The 16830-nt window shown below is 70.0% G+C and carries 15 protein-coding genes and 1 pseudogene; 10 read left to right on the top strand and 6 right to left on the bottom strand.

From position 1 onward, the window contains the following. Nucleotides 1-2: 2 nt before the first annotated feature. Nucleotides 3-1619: a carboxyl transferase domain-containing protein gene (locus LQ326_RS12130; protein WP_234535595.1), complete on the bottom strand. Its 1617-nt coding sequence runs from the start codon at nucleotides 1617-1619 to the stop codon at nucleotides 3-5. A gap of 85 nt (nucleotides 1620-1704) precedes the next feature. Here LQ326_RS12130 and LQ326_RS12135 point away from each other — a divergent pair, with 85 nt between their 5' ends. The 4 genes from LQ326_RS12135 to LQ326_RS12150 all read left to right on the top strand — a co-directional run bounded on the left by LQ326_RS12135 (nucleotide 1705) and on the right by LQ326_RS12150 (nucleotide 5056). Then, nucleotides 1705-2322 carry an SACE_7040 family transcriptional regulator gene (locus tag LQ326_RS12135; RefSeq protein WP_234535597.1) on the top strand — a complete coding sequence of 206 codons (618 nt, stop codon included), beginning with the start codon at nucleotides 1705-1707 and terminating at the stop codon, nucleotides 2320-2322. 110 nt (nucleotides 2323-2432) lie between these two features. Next, on the top strand, nucleotides 2433-3590 hold the full coding sequence (locus LQ326_RS12140; RefSeq protein ID WP_181802430.1) for an acyl-CoA dehydrogenase family protein: 1158 nt from the start codon (nucleotides 2433-2435) through the stop codon (nucleotides 3588-3590). Nucleotides 3591-3625: 35 nt separating this feature from the next. Further along, nucleotides 3626-4519 carry an acyl-CoA thioesterase gene (locus LQ326_RS12145; protein ID WP_234535599.1) on the top strand — a complete coding sequence of 298 codons (894 nt, stop codon included), beginning with the start codon at nucleotides 3626-3628 and terminating at the stop codon, nucleotides 4517-4519. A gap of 225 nt (nucleotides 4520-4744) precedes the next feature. Beyond that, nucleotides 4745-5056, top strand: coding sequence for a hypothetical protein (locus tag LQ326_RS12150; RefSeq protein WP_234535601.1), 312 nt, complete (start codon nucleotides 4745-4747; stop codon nucleotides 5054-5056). A 90-nt stretch (nucleotides 5057-5146) separates the two neighbouring features. Here the strand turns inward: LQ326_RS12150 and LQ326_RS12155 are convergent, their stop codons facing one another. After that, the gene (locus LQ326_RS12155; RefSeq protein WP_234535602.1) at nucleotides 5147-5935 is read right to left on the bottom strand and encodes a phosphatase; all 789 of its coding nucleotides are present in this window, start codon (nucleotides 5933-5935) and stop codon (nucleotides 5147-5149) included. 157 nt (nucleotides 5936-6092) lie between these two features. Between LQ326_RS12155 and LQ326_RS12160 the strand changes: the two are divergent. Both LQ326_RS12160 and LQ326_RS12165 read left to right on the top strand, forming a co-directional pair. After that, nucleotides 6093-6255 (top strand): annotated as a pseudogene (locus LQ326_RS12160) (agmatinase); the annotation flags it as partial. Then, nucleotides 6252-7943, top strand: coding sequence for a thiamine pyrophosphate-binding protein (locus tag LQ326_RS12165; protein WP_234535603.1), 1692 nt, complete (start codon nucleotides 6252-6254; stop codon nucleotides 7941-7943). The pseudogene LQ326_RS12160 and the gene LQ326_RS12165, both read left to right, overlap by 4 nt. Before the next feature lie 407 nt (nucleotides 7944-8350). Here LQ326_RS12165 and LQ326_RS12170 read toward each other — a convergent pair whose 3' ends face one another. Next, nucleotides 8351-9700: an NsdA family TPR-like regulatory protein gene (locus LQ326_RS12170; protein WP_234535606.1), complete on the bottom strand. Its 1350-nt coding sequence runs from the start codon at nucleotides 9698-9700 to the stop codon at nucleotides 8351-8353. A gap of 560 nt (nucleotides 9701-10260) precedes the next feature. On the opposite strand from LQ326_RS12170, the gene LQ326_RS12175 reads away from it, so the two are divergent. The 3 genes from LQ326_RS12175 (at nucleotide 10261) to LQ326_RS12185 (ending at nucleotide 12122) form a co-directional block, all read left to right on the top strand. Next, the gene (locus LQ326_RS12175) at nucleotides 10261-10614 is read left to right on the top strand and encodes a hypothetical protein (RefSeq protein ID WP_234535609.1); all 354 of its coding nucleotides are present in this window, start codon (nucleotides 10261-10263) and stop codon (nucleotides 10612-10614) included. A 358-nt stretch (nucleotides 10615-10972) separates the two neighbouring features. Then, nucleotides 10973-11497, top strand: coding sequence for a P-loop nucleotide/nucleoside kinase family protein (locus tag LQ326_RS12180; RefSeq protein WP_234535611.1), 525 nt, complete (start codon nucleotides 10973-10975; stop codon nucleotides 11495-11497). A 118-nt stretch (nucleotides 11498-11615) separates the two neighbouring features. Beyond that, nucleotides 11616-12122 (top strand): hypothetical protein, encoded by a 507-nt coding sequence (locus tag LQ326_RS12185; protein ID WP_234535612.1) that lies wholly within the window; start codon nucleotides 11616-11618, stop codon nucleotides 12120-12122. Between the two features lies 1 nt (nucleotide 12123). Here LQ326_RS12185 and LQ326_RS12190 read toward each other — a convergent pair whose 3' ends face one another. Beyond that, nucleotides 12124-12483 (bottom strand): peptidase inhibitor family I36 protein, encoded by a 360-nt coding sequence (locus tag LQ326_RS12190; protein ID WP_234535614.1) that lies wholly within the window; start codon nucleotides 12481-12483, stop codon nucleotides 12124-12126. Nucleotides 12484-12676: 193 nt separating this feature from the next. On the opposite strand from LQ326_RS12190, the gene LQ326_RS12195 reads away from it, so the two are divergent. Beyond that, nucleotides 12677-13216 (top strand): Uma2 family endonuclease, encoded by a 540-nt coding sequence (locus LQ326_RS12195; RefSeq protein WP_234535616.1) that lies wholly within the window; start codon nucleotides 12677-12679, stop codon nucleotides 13214-13216. Nucleotides 13217-13270: 54 nt separating this feature from the next. Here the strand turns inward: LQ326_RS12195 and LQ326_RS12200 are convergent, their stop codons facing one another. Continuing rightward, entirely contained in the window at nucleotides 13271-14077 is an 807-nt protein-coding gene (locus LQ326_RS12200; RefSeq protein ID WP_234535618.1) for an endonuclease I family protein, read from the bottom strand. A 138-nt stretch (nucleotides 14078-14215) separates the two neighbouring features. After that, complete coding sequence (locus LQ326_RS12205) at nucleotides 14216-16570, bottom strand: ArnT family glycosyltransferase (protein ID WP_234535621.1); 2355 nt, start codon at nucleotides 16568-16570, stop codon at nucleotides 14216-14218. Nucleotides 16571-16830 lie beyond the last annotated feature (260 nt).

Below are 16830 nucleotides of genomic sequence, written 5' to 3' on the forward strand. Positions count from 1 at the left end.
CCTCACATCCGGAAGACGCCGAACTGGGGCTCACCCAGGGGCGCGTTGCCACAGGCCGTCAGGGCCAGTCCCAGCACCTGCCGGGTGTCGAGGGGGTCGATGACCCCGTCGTCCCAGAGGCGGGCGGTCGCGTAGTAGGCGTTGCCCTGGCGCTCGTACTGGGCGCGGACGGGTGCCTTGAAGGCCTCCTCGTCCTCGGCCGGCCAGGACTCTCCGCGGGCCTCCAGCTGGTCCCGCTTGACGGTCGCCAGCACCGACGCGGCCTGTTCGCCGCCCATCACCGAGATCTTGGCGTTGGGCCACATCCACAGGAAGCGGGGGGAGTAGGCCCGGCCGCACATGGAGTAGTTCCCGGCGCCGTACGACCCGCCGACCACCACCGTCAGCTTGGGCACCCGGGTGCAGGCCACGGCCGTCACCATCTTCGCGCCGTGCTTGGCGATGCCGCCTGCCTCGTAGTCCCGGCCGACCATGAAGCCGGAGATGTTCTGCAGGAACACCAGCGGGATGCCGCGCTGGTCGCACAGCTCGATGAAGTGGGCGCCCTTCTGGGCGGACTCGGAGAAGAGGATGCCGTTGTTGGCGACGATGCCGACCGGGTGGCCGTGGACACGGGCGAAGCCGGTGACGAGGGTCTGCCCGAACTCGGCCTTGAACTCGGCGAACCGGGAGCCGTCGACGACGCGGGCGATGATCTCGCGGACGTCGTAGGGGGTGCGGGAGTCGACGGGGACGGCGCCGTAGAGGCCGTGGGGGTCGGCCTTGGGCTCGGTGACGGGCGCGACCTCCCAGGGAAGCGCGCGCCGGGCCGGCAGCGTGGCGACGATGTTCCGGACGATGCGCAGGGCGTGCGCGTCGTCCTCGGCGAGGTGGTCGGTGACACCGGAGACCCGGGAGTGGACCTCGCCGCCGCCCAGCTCCTCGGCGGTGACGATCTCACCGGTGGCCGCCTTCACCAGCGGGGGCCCGCCGAGGAAGATCGTGCCCTGGTTGCGGACGATGACCGCCTCGTCGCTCATGGCCGGGACGTACGCGCCGCCGGCCGTGCACGAGCCGAGCACGGCGGCGATCTGCGGGATGCCCGCCCCGGACATCCGGGCCTGGTTGTAGAAGATCCGCCCGAAGTGGTCGCGGTCCGGGAAGACCTCGTCCTGCATGGGCAGGAAGGCGCCGCCGGAGTCGACCAGGTACACGCACGGCAGGCGGTTGTCGAGGGCGACCTCCTGCGCGCGCAGGTGCTTCTTCACGGTCATCGGGTAGTACGTGCCGCCCTTGACCGTGGCGTCGTTGGCGACGATCACGCACTCGCGCCCGCTGACCCGGCCGATCCCGGCGATCACGCCGGCCGCCGGGGCCGCCCCGTCGTACATCCCGTCGGCGGCCAGGGGAGCCAGCTCCAGGAAGGGGGAGCCGGGGTCGAGGAGGGTGTCCACCCGGTCCCGGGGCAGCAGCTTGCCGCGTGCGGTGTGCCGGGCCCGCGCCTTCTCACCGCCGCCCAGCGCGGCCGCGGCGAGCTTGGCGCGCAGCTCCTCGACGAGGACGCGGTGCGCCTCCTCGTTGGCCCGAAAGGCCTCCGACGCGGGGTCTGCCGCGCTCGTCAGCTCCGGCGCCTGGTCCATGCCGCGATCCCCTCACCTTGTTAATGAGCGTTAACGCATTGCGTACAGGTTAACGACCGCTAACCTCCCTGTCTAGAATTGCTCCATGGTCACGAGAACCGACGCCCCGAGCCGTCGCGAGCAGATCCTCAAGGAGGCCGCCCGGCTGTTCGCCGAGCGCGGCTTCCACGGCGTCGGCGTGGACGAGATAGGGGCCGCGGTCGGCATCAGCGGGCCCGGTCTCTACCGGCACTTCGCGGGCAAGGACGCGATGCTCGCGGAGCTGCTGGTGGGGATCAGCGAGCAGCTGCTGACGGGGGCCAGGCGCCGCCTGGCGGAGGCCGGCGGGGACACCGCCTCCTCGGCGGTCCTGGACTCCCTCATCGAGGGCCACATCGACTTCGCCCTCGACGACCGTCCACTGATCACCCTGCACGACAGGGAGCTGGACCGCTTGCGCGACAGCGACCGGAAACTGGTGCGGCAGCTGCAGCGGCAGTACGTCGAGCTGTGGGTGGAGGTGGTCCGGGGCGTCTACCCGGCCCTCCCGGAGCCCGCGGCCCGCTCGGCGGTCCACTCGGTCTTCGGCCTGCTGAACTCCACCCCCCACTTGGGCCGACCGGGTTCGCTGCCGGGCCGGGCGGCGACGGCGGTCCTGCTGCACCGGATGGCGCGGGGCGCCTTCGGCGCGGCGGCGGAGGGTGACGGCGGCTCTCCGGCGTGACGAGCGTTACCCTCGCGCTCTGTGCCCCGCCCTGGACCCGCCCGCTACCCGCCGGTACCTTGAGTCTGAGCAAGCGCTTAGACATGCCGAAGTCCGTGGAGGTGGCGGCCGTGCGCCGTACGTTGTTCGACGAGGATCACGAGGCGTTCCGGGAGACCATCCGCGCCTTCATCGAGGCCGAGGTCGTACCCGTGTACGACGAGTGGTTCGCCGCTGGCCAGGCCCCGCGGGAGTTCTACTACAAGCTCGCCGAGCTCGGCGTCTTCGGTATCCGCGTCGACGAGGAGTACGGCGGCGCCGGCATCGACTCCTACAAGTTCGAGGCCGTCCTGTACGAGGAGACCGCCCGCGCGGGCGTCGCCTTCGGCGGTTCCGGCGTGCACGTGCTGCTCGGCCTGCCGTACATAAAGCTGCTGGCGACGGACGAGCAGAAGAAGCGCTACCTGCCGAAGTTCGTCTCCGGCGAGGAGATGTGGGCGATCGCGATGACCGAGCCGGGCACCGGCTCCGACCTCGCGGGCATGAAGACCACCGCCAAGCTCAGCGAGGACGGCACGCACTACGTCCTCAACGGCGCCAAGACCTTCATCACCGGCGGCGTGCACGCCGACCGGATGATCGTCTGCGCCCGTACCTCCGCGCCCACCAAGGAGGACCGCCGGCACGGCATCTCCCTCTTCGTGGTGGACACGAAGGCGGAGGGCTACTCGGTCGGCCGCAAGCTCGACAAGCTGGGCCTGAAGACCTCCGACACCGCCGAGCTGGCCTTCGTCGACGTCAAGGTGCCCGTGGAGGACCTGCTCGGCGAGGAGAACAAGGGCTTCTACTACCTCGGCCACAACCTCGCCTCCGAGCGCTGGGGCATCGCCTTCGGCGCCTACGCGCAGGCCAAGGCCGCCGTCCGGTTCGCCAAGCAGTACGTCCAGGACCGCGTCGTCTTCGGCCAGCCGGTCGCCGCCTTCCAGAACACCAAGTTCGAGCTGGCCGCCTGCCAGGCAGAGGTGGACGCGGCCGAGGCCGTCGTCGACCGCGCCACCGAGGCCCTCGACGCCGGCGAGCTGACCCCGGCCGAGGCCGCCAGCGCCAAGCTGTTCACCACCGAGGTCGCGCACCGCGTGATCGACCGCTGCCTCCAGCTGCACGGCGGCTACGGCTTCATGAACGAGTACCCGATCGCCCGCCTGTACGCGGACAACCGCGTCAACCGCATCTACGGCGGTACCAGCGAGATCATGAAGACGATCATCGCGAAGGACATGGGCCTGTAAGGTCCCCGCAATTACCGGCCAGTAGAAAAGGTGCCATGAACCAGGCACTAAGTGATCTCCTCGACCTGCTCGACCTGGAGCAGATCGAGGAGAACATCTTCCGCGGTCAGTCCCGGTCCGCCGTCGTCCCGCGGGTCTTCGGCGGACAGGTGGCGGCCCAGGCGCTGGTCGCCGCCGGGCGCACCGTCCCGGCCGACCGGCACGCCCACTCACTGCACGCGTACTTCCTGCGGCCCGGCGACCCGGGCGCGCCCATCGTCTACACCGTCGAGCGCATCCGCGACGGCCGCTCCTTCACCACCCGGCGCGCGGTCGCCGTCCAGCACGGCCGGCCGATCTTCACCCTGTCGGCCTCCTTCCAGGTGGACGAGGAGGGCCTCGAACACCAGGCCCCGATGCCTTCCGCGCCCGACCCGGCGACCCTGCCCACCTCGGCGGATCGTTTCCGCGACTACGGCCACCTTGACCCCGCTGTCGTGGAGAAGTTTCTTGAGGCCCGCGAGGCGATCGACCTGCGGTACGTCGAGGAGCCGCCGTTCGGCAAGTACGGCGAGCCGCGCGAGCCGCACAGCCAGGTGTGGTTCCGCACCAACGGCAAGCTCGACGACGACCCTCCCCCAGACTCCGTCTGGGGGGACCCCCAGCTGCACATCGTCCTCGCCGCCTATATCTCCGACATGACCCTCCTCGACTCCGTCCTGCTCGCGCACGGCCGCGGCGGCTGGGCGGTCGGGGACGTGGTGGGCGCCTCGCTCGACCACGCCATGTGGTTCCACCGGCCGTTCCGCGCCGACGAGTGGCTGCTGTACGACCAGGAGTCGCCGTCCGCGCACGGCGGCCGCGGGCTCGGCCAGGCCCGGATCTACACCCAGGACGGATCACTCGCCATCTCCGTGATCCAGGAGGGTGTGGTCCGCGTCCCCAGGTAGCACGGGGCACGGCCCGGGCCGAACGGCGGTCCCGGCCGGCTCGGGGGCCGGCTCAGGGGACGACTTCGACCCCGGTGAGCTGGAGCGATCACGGATGGTGACCATCCGAGGTGGCCATCGCCTTTATGCCGATTTAAGCTCTATGAGTGAAATGCCGCACAGTGCATGTGCCGCATAGCGGACGTGCCGCGTAGCGGACGTAAGTCCGGCAGAAAGGTATTTCCCATGCGAGTACAGCGCGCGAGGCGTCTCGCCGCGATGTCTGCCGTCGGCCTGCTGCTGGCCGGTGGCACCGCGATCGGCGCCGCGGGTACCGCCTCGGCGGCCCCCGCCTCCACTCACCAGACTGTCGTCACCGGCGGCTTCGGCTGCAACGGCTTCCGGGGCGGCTTCAACAACTGCGGTTTCCGCAGCTTCGGGTTCGTTCCCGTCGTCCCTGTCGTCCCGGTCGTGGTCGTCCCCACCGTCGGCTTCGGCGTCAGCGGCTTCGGCGGCTTCAACGGCTTCAACGGCTTCAACGGGTTCGGGTTCGGCTGAGCCGGCCAAGCGTCAACACACCAGGAACTGAGGGTCTGGGGTCAGGCCACGATGTGCGGCTCCCGCTGGCGGGGGCCGCACATCGGTCTGTCAGGCCAGCCCCGCCTCGGCCAGCAGATACGCGGTCATCGGGTCGTAGTACCGCGGGCTGATCACATGGTCGTCGAGCGGTACGGCCACCAGCAGGGTGCCCTCCGCCTCCGCGAGGAACAGCGCCGGGTCGTTGCAGTCGGCGTATCCGACGGAGTCCAGGCCCGCCTGCGCCGCGTGGCCCGCCCAGCCGTGGTCCGCGACGACCAGGTCCGGCAGCGGGCGCCCCTCGCGCTCGAGTCCGCCCAGAACGGCCTTCATCGGCTCCCCGGAGTGGGTGTGCCACAGCGTCGCCCCGTGTTCGAGGACCGCCACGTCGGCGAACTGCATGACGTACCCCTCGTCCGTCTGCAGCCCGTCCGGGATGACCACGATCTCGCAGCCGGCGGCGCGCAGCGCGGCCGCGGTCGCCCGGTGCACGTCCAGCAGACCGCCCGGGTGACCGGTCGCGAACAGCACCCGCTGCTGCCCGTCGGCCGCCTTGCGCAGCCGGGCCGCCAGCCGGTCCAGGCCGTCCACGGTCAGCTCGGGGTCGATGGTGTCCTGGCCGTACCGGTACTCGGGATCGTCGTTCACCCCGACCCGCTCGGCCATCACGGCCAGCACGTCCTGCTCGTCACTCCAGCGGTCGCCGAGTTCCAGCCCCAGCCACCAGTTGCGCTCGCCGTTGGCCAGCTTGCGGTAGTGGAGCAGGTTGTTCTCGCGGGGGGTGGCGACATCGCCCGCGATACGGGTCTTCACGAGGTGCTCTACGAGCTCGGCGCGGCTGGGCGTCCCGGGTATCGGCATGGCTCCATTCTGGGGCAGCGCGCGGTGCGCTTCGCCCGCGTATCGCGCGCTGGGACGTGGATCACTGAGACGGATCACTCCTGCCCCGGGGCGAAACCACCGCTCCATCCGCACGTCGGAGGCGTCGAGTTCGTCATCGACGGTCCGGACTCCGCGCGCCCCGGCCGCCGGCCCGCCCGAGGCCGGTGGTATGACGTCCGGGGAGCCGCTGGAGATCCCGCGCGGTCCGGCCGCGTGCGACCTCGGTGGCGGCCTCGCACACCGCGTACCGACCGAGCACGATCACGACCCGAAAGATTGCCGAGGCGCGTTCGAAGTGACCCACGACCACGACCTGGTGCTCCGCCCGACCGAGGCGCAGACGGCCGCAGCCCTGAACCCGCCCGCCGGCCGAAGCGGCGGGGACCTGGTCGTGGAGACCCTGGCCGGGCTCGGCGCGACCACCGTCTTCGGGCTGCCCGGCCAGCACGCCCTCGCCGTCTTCGACGCGCTGCGCCGCTCCGCCCTGCGCTATGTCGGCCTGCGGGTGGAGAACAACGCGGGCTTCGCGGCCGACGCCTACGGCAGGATCACCGGCGAGGCGGCCCCGCTGCTCCTCTCCACCGGCCCCGGCGCGCTGACCTCGCTGGCCGCGCTGCACGAGGCGGCCGCCGCCTCCGCCCCCGTCCTGGCGATCAGCAGCCAGATCCCGACGGCGGGCCTGGGCGGCGGCCGCCACGGATATCTGCACGAACTCCCGGACCAGGCGGCCGCCTTCCGGGGCGTGGTGAAGTCGGTCCACACGGTCCGCGCCCAGTCGCAGATCCCGTCCGCGCTCGCGGCGGCCTGGAAGTCGGCCCTGACCGCCCCGCACGGCCCGGTGTGGGTGGAGATCCCGCAGGACGTGCTCCTCGCCAGGACCGCGCTGCCCGTGGTGACGGCGGTGGACGCCACCCCGGACGAACTCCCCCCGCGCCCCGAACTGACGGCGGTGGCGGCCGACCTGCTCTCGCACGCCGCCCGGCCGGCGATCATCGCGGGCGGGGGAGTGGTACGAGCGGACGCGTCCGGCAAACTCCGTCAGCTGGCCGAGAAGCTGAACGCCCCGGTCGTCACCACCTTCGGCGGCAAGGGCGCGTTCCCCTGGCACCACCCCCTGTCCCTGCAGTCCTGGCTGGAGGACCGCCACACCACGGACTTCCTGGCGGACGCCGACGTCCTGCTGGTGGCCGGCTCGGGCCTGGGCGAACTCTCCTCCAACTACCACACGTTCAAGCCGCGCGGCCGGGTCGTCCAGATCGAGGCGGACCTCGGCAAGCTGGAGTCCAACCACCCGGCACTGGGCATCCACGCGGACGCGAGGCCGGCGTTGCAGGCGTTGCTGGAGACGGTGAGTCCGCGCGAGGACGACAGTGCGGCGGACCGGGTACGAGACCTGCTCTCGCGTGTCTCGGAACGCCTCACCGCCCAGGAACTCACCCTGGAACAGGAGGTGCTGGCGTCGGTCCGCCGCGCCCTGCCCGCCGGCTCCCCGTCCTTCTGGGACATGACGATCCTCACGTACTGGGCGTGGTCAGCGTTCGACGCCCAGGCGCCGAACCTCATGCACTCCGCCCAGGGCGCCGGCGGCCTCGGCTACGGCTTCCCGGCGGCCCTCGGCGCGGCCGTCGCCGACCCCACCCGCCCGGTGCTGGCGGTCTCCGGCGACGGCGGCGCCCTGTACTCCGTCGCCGAACTGGCGACGGCGAAGCAGCACCACCTCCCGGTCACCTGGCTGATCGTCGACGACGGCGGCTACGGCATCCTCCGCGAGTACATGACCGACGCGTTCGGCGAGGCCACGGCGACGGAACTGACCCGCCCCGACTACGTGGCGCTGGCCGAGTCCTTCGGCGTCCCGGGCGTCCGGACATCCCCCGAGACGCTGGCGGCGGACCTGGCGACGGCGCTCGCGACGCCGGGTCCCTCGGTGGTGGTGCTTCCGGCGGTACTTCGGATGTTCGCGCCGACGCACCTGGGCTCGCTTTGATCACCTGATCGGCTGTCCGCGGTGGCCTGCACGGGATATGTCGGAGTTCCGGCTTTCCTGCGGGGCAGATCGCGCGACGGCTGCCGGCGGCCCGTGAGCCCGGTGGGTACGACGAGGCGGGCGATCGAGTGGGCCGGAGCGCGACTGATGGGGCGGGCGCAGAGGGGCAAGGACTCGTGGGAGAGTCCGGGCCCACAGGGCGGACAGCGCAGGCGCCAGGTCTTCGTCTTCACCGAGGGCAAGGTGACCGAGCCGTCGTACCTCGGCATCCTCAAGGACCAGGCTGTCCCGCAGTCCGACAAAGTCCCGGTGGAGATGCACATCGCCGACCGCAAGGCGGACAGCGGGCGCAAGCCGCTCGCGCTGAGCCGCACCCCAACAAGTTCGAAGACCCGGTTTTACGGACCTCACGCCGCCTTGGCCGCAGCCACATCGCGCGCACGGCGTACAAGCTCACGTACCGGCCTGGCAGTTGGGTGCCGACGCAGTTCCATGCTCATCGTGCGGAAGTGGTCGTCACCGCGGTTGGACGAGACGTGTTCGTATTCGTCCAGAAAACGTGACCAGCTCTCGCAGGCCGCGTCCAGGTGGCCGACGCGCAGCTGGCGTTGTGCGAGCAGGGCGTAGGAGTGCACGCGGCCTTGGCGTTCCTGTTTCGGCTGGAGACGGATCGACTGCTTCAGCGCTTTGATCGAGCCCGCGAAGTCCTTCTCCTCGTGCAGGACGTGGGAGACGTGGAAGAGGTAGGCGGTCTGGTCGTAGCCGCCGATCGCGTCCCTGTGGTTGTCAGCCTTCGACAGTGCGTCCTCCGCCTCCTTCAGGCGAGCATGGGCTTGTTGCTTCAGGCCCACCATGGACGCGGAGTGGGCCTGCTGGCCACGTAGGAACGCCACGAGACGCGGGCCCGCAGAGGGGGCTGCTTCCGCTGCGGAGTCCGCGAGTTCCAGGGCCTTGGGGCCGTAGCCAAGGTTGGAGGCCTGGAGGGACATGCCGCGCAGGGTCCGGCAGTAGGTGACGTGGTCTTCCGCCTCGCGAGCCAGGCCGAGGGCTTGGACGTAGTAACGCTGTCCGAGGCCGTGGGCCTTCTCGTACATGGCCATCCAGCCGGTCAGGTACGTGAGGTCGGATGCGGCGGCCAGCATGTCCTTGCGGACGGATTCTGTGGCCTGCGCCTGGAGCCAGGGGCCGACGGTGTTGACGAGGAATGCGGACGCCATGGGCAACGCGTGCCCGGCACCGAGTTCGTCGAGGATGTCCGCGATCCGATCGGTCATGGTGCGGATGGACTGCACCTGTGAAGAGCCGATACGAACCGTCTTCTTGCCCGGAGTCACAGATTCGGATGCCGCTCGTGCGGGGAGGGGGAACGCGGGTACAGACAAAGCGGCTGAGAAGACCGTGGCTGCCAGCAGGCTGCGGCGGGACGGATCCATTGTTGCCCTTCCGAGGTCGATCAGCTCCTCGACAGTGTCGGCGGACTGTGCCCCCATGAGTGACGGCGCGGGCTCCAGGCCCGCTTCCGCGTGGGTGACGGGTCGTCCAAGTCGCGCCGAGAGGGCCTCGACGATCAGGGCCCTGACCTGGTGCTTTGGCTGGACCCCTGCAATCCAGTGCGCGACTGCGGTGCGGTCGTACGAAAGGTCGAGTCCTGCCTGAGGGCCGAGGCGGTTCACCTGCTGTGCGAGCTGGGTCCTGGTCCATCGTGCCTGGTCAAGCAGGTTGTCCAGGGCGCGGTTGGGGGTGCGCTTCCGTGCCATGTCCTCAACTCCCGAGGGCCTTCATGGTGTCCAACGACGGCGTTCACGGCGTTCACGGTCCCACCGTCCTCCAACGGTACCTGCGGAGGGTGTCCGAGCGGTTACCTCTTGCACAGGCGCCGAGTGATCTCGGCCGAAACGGGAGACCCCCGCGACCGCTAGCGACGGCCCGGGGGCATGGCACTCAACCACTATGGAGTTGAGAACGTGTTGCACCATATCGCCCGCCTCATCGAGCCGCTGCTGCGGCTGGTGTGGCCCGCCTCCGGGCGCCGACGGCATTTCCCCGGGGGAGGGGCGCTGCTCACCCCCGTGTCTGCCGCTACCCACCTCGCGCCCAACCGCGCGCCCTCGCTGTACGAAACCCCCCTCCGTGGCGAAGACTCCCCACTTGTCCGCCCCTACCTCCTCGCCCACGAACAACGCGAGCAGGCCAGACGGCAGCGCGCTCGCCGTCGGACCCTCTGGCTCGCCGTGCACGGCGTCGATGCGGGGCCTCGGCAAATCCACGGAGCGGACATCGGTTCGGACCGAACTCACGCCACCGAGGTGACCGTCGCGTGATCTACGAGAGCCACGACATCGCCGCCTCCACAGTCAGCCGGCCCCGCCTCCTTCCCTGGCCCAACCTCGATGGCAACCCCTGCTACCTCGTCACCGACACCACCGGCACCGGTCATCTCTCCCGCATCGCCGACAACGTCGAAGCCGTCCAACTCGACATGGCCGACGACCTCCTCGACCACGCTGCCGATCTCCTGGGTGACAGCAAGGCCACCGCGCCCCAACTTCATTTTCTCGCAGCCCGATTGACCGAATCGCTGCGCGACGTGCACCGCATCGCCCGTAGCAGGGGCGCCCGCCTGTCCGTCCCGGATGACGACGAGGTCCTTGCGGAGGACACCGGCACCTGACCCGCCGATCCGGCCCGTCACCGCCGAGCGTGCGGACGTTCCCGCCATAAAGCCTCGTACGTCCGCGCGCTCAGCCATGTCCCCCGTCCGGATCTCCTCCCCCTACCCCGCCGCCGAGGCGCAGGGACGCTGGTACCTGACCGATTCCTGGACCCTGCCACCCGTCCGGACCATCCCCGTGGACGCGGCCCACGCACCGCTTCGCATCGTGACGCGCAGGCCAGACACGCTCAGCGTGTACCGCCTCCTCCGAGCGCTGGCACGCACCCGCAGCGCCGTCGTACGGCACCGGCACCGTGACTTCGATCCGCCTCTGGCTCACACCGTGATCGCTTGGCCTTCGTGACAAGATCTGGGCGTGACGACGTTGTTCCTGACGGTTGGCCTGCCCGGGGCCGGAAAGACCACGAGAGCTCGACAGCTGGCCAAGGAGCACAACGCGCTGCGGCTGACGCCGGATGAGTGGATGCGCCCGCTGTTCGGCGATCCGCAGCCGGCCGGGAAGCGCAATGTGTTGGAAGGTCGGCTGCTCTGGCTGGGTCTGGAGGCGCTGAAACTGGGAACGAACGTGATCCTGGATTTCGGATGCTGGTCTCGTGACGAGAGGTCCGCGATCCGCTGGCTGGTGATGTCTGTGGGCGCGTCCTGTCAACTCGTGTACGTACCGGTGGACCACGAGACCCAACGTGCTCGGATCGCCCATCGCCAGTCGACCACCCCCGATCAGACCTTCGTGATGAGCGAGACGGAGCTCTTGCACTGGAGGACGCTGTTCGAGGAGCCCGACGCCACGGAACTCGATGGACATGAGGTGGGAGAGCCGCCTCCCGGGTGGTCAGGATGGCTGGAGTGGGCCGCCGACCGGTGGCCATCGCTCGCGTGACTGCCCGGCCAACCTTGGTGCCGCCCGGTAACGCAGCCGTGCCAGAAGCGCCGAGCCAGGAAAGATCCGCCGGACAGGCCCCATGCAGGGTGTCAGAGGCAGCCCCTACCGTGCTCGCATGACGCACTGGATACGCCGGCCCCTCCCACCTCACGAAGAGGTCAACGTCGTTTTCTTCCGCGGGATGTCGCTGGACGAGCTCGTCCGGGGACTCCTCGCCGCACAACGCATGCCTCTCGCGTACGGCAAGGGCGCCGACTGGGGTGTGATCATGCACGACATGCTGGGCTGGGACAGCGACGACCACGGCCTGGTCGACTACGGGCGGCTGTGCCGGGCCGGCGGTGAACTCGCCGTCTTCGTGACAGAGCCGTGCATCGCCAAGGCGCACGGTCCCGAGTTCGGCTACTACCGCGACGGACGTCTGATCACCGGCCTCAGCTTCGAGACCCCGTCCTACGGGGTGGGCGAGCGGCCCGACCTGCTGGCATCCGTCCTCGCGGCGGCGAACCTGATCGGGCCGCACGCGGAATGCGGCGGCGACGGCGAGGCAGGGATCGCGCGGTCGATCGCGGCTCACTTCTCGCTGCCCGACCTCGACCTGCCCGCCCCCGCCCTGCCGTGATTCAGCAGGGCCCCGGGCCCACCCCGTCGATGCGGCCGCCGAAGTCGCCGCCGTACTGGGAGCGCCAGTCGCCGTTGTAGACGTCGCGCTTCTCGACCGGGGACCAGTTGACGAAGCAGGCGCGGGTGGAGGCGACGAAGGAGCCGACGTTGTCGTGGAGGTTCGGCGGCATGTCGCGGTAGCCGCTGCGGGACGTCCACTCCCAGTAGTCGCCGTCGAAGCCCTCTCCGCTCCAGAAGCACACCGAGCCGTCGGGGCAGGCGGGAGGACCGGCGGCCGCATGTGCGGAGGCGCTCTGGGCGGGGACGACGAGCGCGGTCAGGGCGAGGGCGGTGGCCAACGACCACGTACGCAGCTTCACGGGATTCTCCGGAACGATGAGTCGGGGCGCCCCGACGGAACTGTCGAGGCGCACCCATGCTCCTGGGCGATCACCGTGACACGCCCGACGCCAAGATCGACTTCACTGGTGTGGGGGAACTAGTAGTTCAACACCACCGGAGGGATCCACCCCACGACATAGTGCAGGCAGGAGGTGAGCTGCAGTGTCCATCATGAGCGACCTGATCGAGCGGGGCGGTATCCCGGAGGGCTTCAAGGTCGAGGTCTTCGACGGAAGGGTGATCATGACCCCGCGGAGCCCGGAGCAGGACTGGACCGTTTCCGATGTGAAGGACGCCGTCAAGGCCGCGGGGATCGCGCGGGAGCGGGTCTTCGGGGACGTGCTGATCACCTTCCCGGGAGAGAATGACGCGGCGCCGGATCTCACGATCGTCGGCTTCGACGCCGAGCGGCGTAAGAACAGCTACTCCTGCCTCGATGTCCTCGCGGTGGTCGAGGTTCCCTCCGAGCCGGGGGACGAGAAGGACTACGTGCGGAACGTCCAGAAGTACGGGCGGTTCGGGATCGACTTCTACCTGATCGCGGACCCCTTCAAGAAGATGGTCACCCTGTTGTCGGAGCCGCAGCCCTCCGGGTATGGGCAGGCCGCCGAATTCCCGTACGGCGAGACGGTCAGTTTCACTCTCGCGACGGGGGAGCGGGTAAAGGTCGACACCAGCACGTTTCCCACGCGCGGCGAAAGTGAGCGGTGACGGGTGACGACGGCCGTACAGGTGCATCCGTACGACCGTTGTCTCCTCTAGTTCCTACCAGATCGCGTCGACCCACTCGGGGTGGTCGATGAACGGGTTCCGGTTGTGCTGGTAGGTGCTGTAGATGACGTCGTTGCGGTTCTCCTCGAAGGAGTCCGGCGGGTCCTCGTCGTTCCACTGCTTGAGGACCGAGAGCTTGCCGATGTACGGGGTGGAGCCGTTGTTGACCTTGTCGTCGGGCTCCAGGTCGGCGAACCCGTCGCCGCCCTCGTAGCGGACGGCCATGTAGAGGATCATGCGGGCCACGTCGCCCTTGACCGCGTCGCGCGGCTCGAAGGAGTCCGAGTCGACCTTGCTGCCGCCGCTGTTGGTGAAGGTGGAGCCGCCCTCGTCGAAGTCGAGGTTGCCGCGCTTGCCGTTGACCGCCACGTCCTCGGGCCGGATGTGGTGCAGGTCCGTGCCCGGGCCGGTGGACGTGGTCAGGTCGCCGTGCGAGATCGCCCACACGTGCTCGCGGTTCCAGTCGCCGCCGGCACCGCCGTTGAGGGACTTGCTGCGCGAGATGCCCGAGTACAGCAGGATCACGTTGCTGCTGTTGTTCGGGTCCTGGTCGGTCTTCTTCAGGGCGTCCCACAGCGCCGAGTACGAGAGATTGGTGACGTTCGCGCTGATGATCGTGTGCAGGGACGACTTGAGGCTCGTACCCGTCTTGCCGATCGCGTTCTTGTAGTACGTCGAGTCGTACGCGGTCGTGGTGGCGGCGGCCGGGGTCGCCGTCAGCGCCGGGGCGGTGAGGCCCACCAGGACGGCGGCGGTCGTCAGGGCCACCGACTTCCAGCGCCGGATGTATGTCGCCAGCATAAAGAGTTTCCCATCTACGCGGGTTGACGAGGCGGCAAGAAGGAGCGTGGCATGGACATGAAGACATGCAGGTAAACGGAACGTAAAAAGAGGCCCCCGGCCGTGTGGCCGGGGACCATCTTCGGGTGCCGGACCGCGTCAGCTGACGTCCGACGGGTCCAGCCGGTAGAGCGTCGAGGTGGTGCTCTGCGACGAAGAGGAGGACGAGGAAGAAGAGGACGAGGAGCTGGAGGACTTCGAGCTCGACGTCGAGCCGCTCGTCGTGCTCTTGCTGTACGCGCTCTCCTTCACCGCCGTGCCGTACTTCTGCACCCAGGCGGTCACCGCGGAGCTGACGCTGTTGTTGCCGCCCATGCCACCGCCCATGCCGCTGCCGCCGACCTGGATGTAGTGCAGCTTGCCCGCCTTGACCAGTTCCTTGAGCTTGGCGACGGTCATCGCGTTGTCGGAGCCGGTGAAGCCCCACATGGAGATCACGGGCTCCTGTGAACTCAGCTCGATCTGCGCGGCGGACTGCGAGTTGGAGACGGCCAGCAGCCAGGTGGCGCCGTCCCGGTGCTTCTTCAGGTAGGCGATCAGGCCGCTGTCGACAGCGCCGCCCATGCCGCCCATGCCACCGCCGCCGAAGCCGCCGCCCATGCGCCCGGTGCCGGTACCGCCGCCGGGCATCTCGCCGGTCCCGCTGGGCAGTTCACCGTTGCCGGCGCCCGGCAGTTCGCCGTTGCCGCCGCCGGGTGTCATCTGGCCGCTGCCGGTGCCGCCGGGAGCCTGGCCGGGCATGCCACCGCTCGGCGCCTCGCCGTTCGCACCGCCCGGGAAGCCGCCGTCCGTCTCGCCGCCGGCCTGGCTGTTCTGGCCGCCGCCCTGCTGGGTACCGGCCGGCATCTCGCCGCCGCCCGGGAAGCCGCCGCTGCGGTTGCCGCCGCCACCGCCGGGGCCGCCACCCATGCCGCCGCCCGTGGAGGGGCCCGCGGTCGGGTTCGTACCGCCCATGCCGCCGCCGGTGCTGCCGAACGGCACCGCCATCGCGTACGCCGTCGGACCCGCGAGGGCCGCGACCAGGGCCACCGCCAGGGAGGCCGTCAGCAGCCGGACCCTGGCACCGGAGCGGAAGACCAGCATGCCCACGATGCCGGCGACCGTCAGCACGCCGATCGTCGGCCACAGCCAGGTGTTCCAGCCGGAGGCCCGGCGCAGCAGCACGATCGCCCAGACGCCGGTGACGCCGAAGGCGAGCGGCAGGACCCAGATCCACCGCTTGTCGGTGCGGAAGGCCCGCACCAGCATCGCGCCACCGCCGCCGCACAGCACCGCGATGCCGGGAGCGAGCGCGGTCGTGTAGTACGGGTGCATCGTGCCCTGCGCGGTCGCGAAGATCACGTAGTGCAGCAGGGTCCAGCCGCCCCACAGCACCAGCGCCATCCGCCTCAGGTCGGTGCGCGGGGCGCGGCCGCACAGCACCAGGCCGCCGGCCAGGGCGATCGCGGAGAAGGGGAGGAGCCAGGAGATCTGGCCGCCGAGGATGTCGTTGAACATCCGGCCGAGGCCCGCCGAACCGGAGAAGCCGCCGCCCCCGCCCCCGCCGCCCCCGCCGTTGCCCTCGCCGCCGAAGACACGGCCGAGACCGTCGTAGCCCATGATCAGGTCCCAGGCGGAGCCGTCCGTGGAACCGCCGATGTACGGCCGGTCCGAGGCCGGGACCAGGGAGACCGCGATCGCCCACCAGAAGCTGGAGACGGCCAGCACGACGGCGGCCAGCAGCAGGTTGACGGCGCGCTTCGCCCAGGTGGCCTTCGACGCGTAGAGGTAGAGCGCGAACACGGCCGGGAGCGCGATCCAGCCCGCGAGCAGCTTGGTGTTGAAGGCGAGACCGAAGCAGACCGCCGCGCCGAGCAGGGGGAGCAGCTTCTCGTCACGGGTGGCGCGGAAGGCGAGCGCCGAGCCCGACACCATGAGGAAGACCAGCAGGGTGTCGGGGTTGTTGTCGCGGTTGATCGCGACGGTGATCGGGGTGAGCGCCAGCACCAGCGCGGCGACGGTCGCCGCGCCGTGTCCCCACACCCGCTTCACGGTGGAGTGCAGGATGCAGATCGTGGCGAGCGCCAGCACGATCATCGGCGCCATCATCTGCCACGTGCCGAAACCGAAGATCCGGCTCGACAGGCCCATGACCATGGTCGCGAGCGGCGGCTTGTCGACGGTCAGGAAGTTGCCCGGGTCGAGCGAGCCGAAGAACCAGGCCTTCCAGCTCTTGGTGGCGGCCCAGACGGCGCCGCTGTAGAAGGTGTTCATGCTGGAACCGGAGAGGTTCCAGGAGTAGAGCACCGACGCCAGGAGCAGGATCGCGATCAACGCGGGGAGCGACCAGCGCGGTGCCGTGTCCGGCGGGGCGGCGGCGGGAGTGGCCGTGGGGGGCGCCGCGGCGGACGCCGTGGGCGGGCCCCAGTCGGGGGACACGGGCGTGTGGGGGACGGGATCGGTGGCAGATGTCACCACGCCACCATGCGGGCGGCCGATGGGTGAGGGCTGTGCCGATCCTGGGCGCAGGCTGTGGGTGGGTGAGATGCCGGTAAGAGGGCGGCCGGTGCGGCCGACGACCGGTACTCCGCCGCGAACGGTCGCTCCGGTGTGCCGCGATCATTCGTTCGGCCATGCGGTACCAGCGGTACCGGGTATGTTGCCCGAGACCAGGACGGCCGACGGGAGAATCTGGTGCCTGGGGCGACTACGCTGAGGCAGGAGAGGAGGACAGC

Source organism: Streptomyces shenzhenensis (assembly GCF_021462265.1).
GTDB lineage: Bacteria > Actinomycetota > Actinomycetes > Streptomycetales > Streptomycetaceae > Streptomyces > Streptomyces shenzhenensis.

Excerpts from the sequence above, each read along its gene's own strand:
- LQ326_RS12195 (WP_234535616.1), top strand. The coding sequence starts at position 12,677 with ATGAGCGACCTGATCGAGCGGGGCGGTATCCCGGAGGGCTTCAAGGTC.
- LQ326_RS12170 (WP_234535606.1), bottom strand. The coding sequence starts at position 9,700 with ATGGCACGGAAGCGCACCCCCAACCGCGCCCTGGACAACCTGCTTGAC.
- LQ326_RS12200 (WP_234535618.1), bottom strand. The coding sequence starts at position 14,077 with ATGCTGGCGACATACATCCGGCGCTGGAAGTCGGTGGCCCTGACGACC.
- LQ326_RS12145 (WP_234535599.1), top strand. The coding sequence starts at position 3,626 with ATGAACCAGGCACTAAGTGATCTCCTCGACCTGCTCGACCTGGAGCAG.
- LQ326_RS12185 (WP_234535612.1), top strand. The coding sequence starts at position 11,616 with ATGACGCACTGGATACGCCGGCCCCTCCCACCTCACGAAGAGGTCAAC.
- LQ326_RS12135 (WP_234535597.1), top strand. The coding sequence starts at position 1,705 with ATGGTCACGAGAACCGACGCCCCGAGCCGTCGCGAGCAGATCCTCAAG.
- LQ326_RS12155 (WP_234535602.1), bottom strand. The coding sequence starts at position 5,935 with ATGCCGATACCCGGGACGCCCAGCCGCGCCGAGCTCGTAGAGCACCTC.
- LQ326_RS12130 (WP_234535595.1), bottom strand. The coding sequence starts at position 1,619 with ATGGACCAGGCGCCGGAGCTGACGAGCGCGGCAGACCCCGCGTCGGAG.
- LQ326_RS12150 (WP_234535601.1), top strand. The coding sequence starts at position 4,745 with ATGCGAGTACAGCGCGCGAGGCGTCTCGCCGCGATGTCTGCCGTCGGC.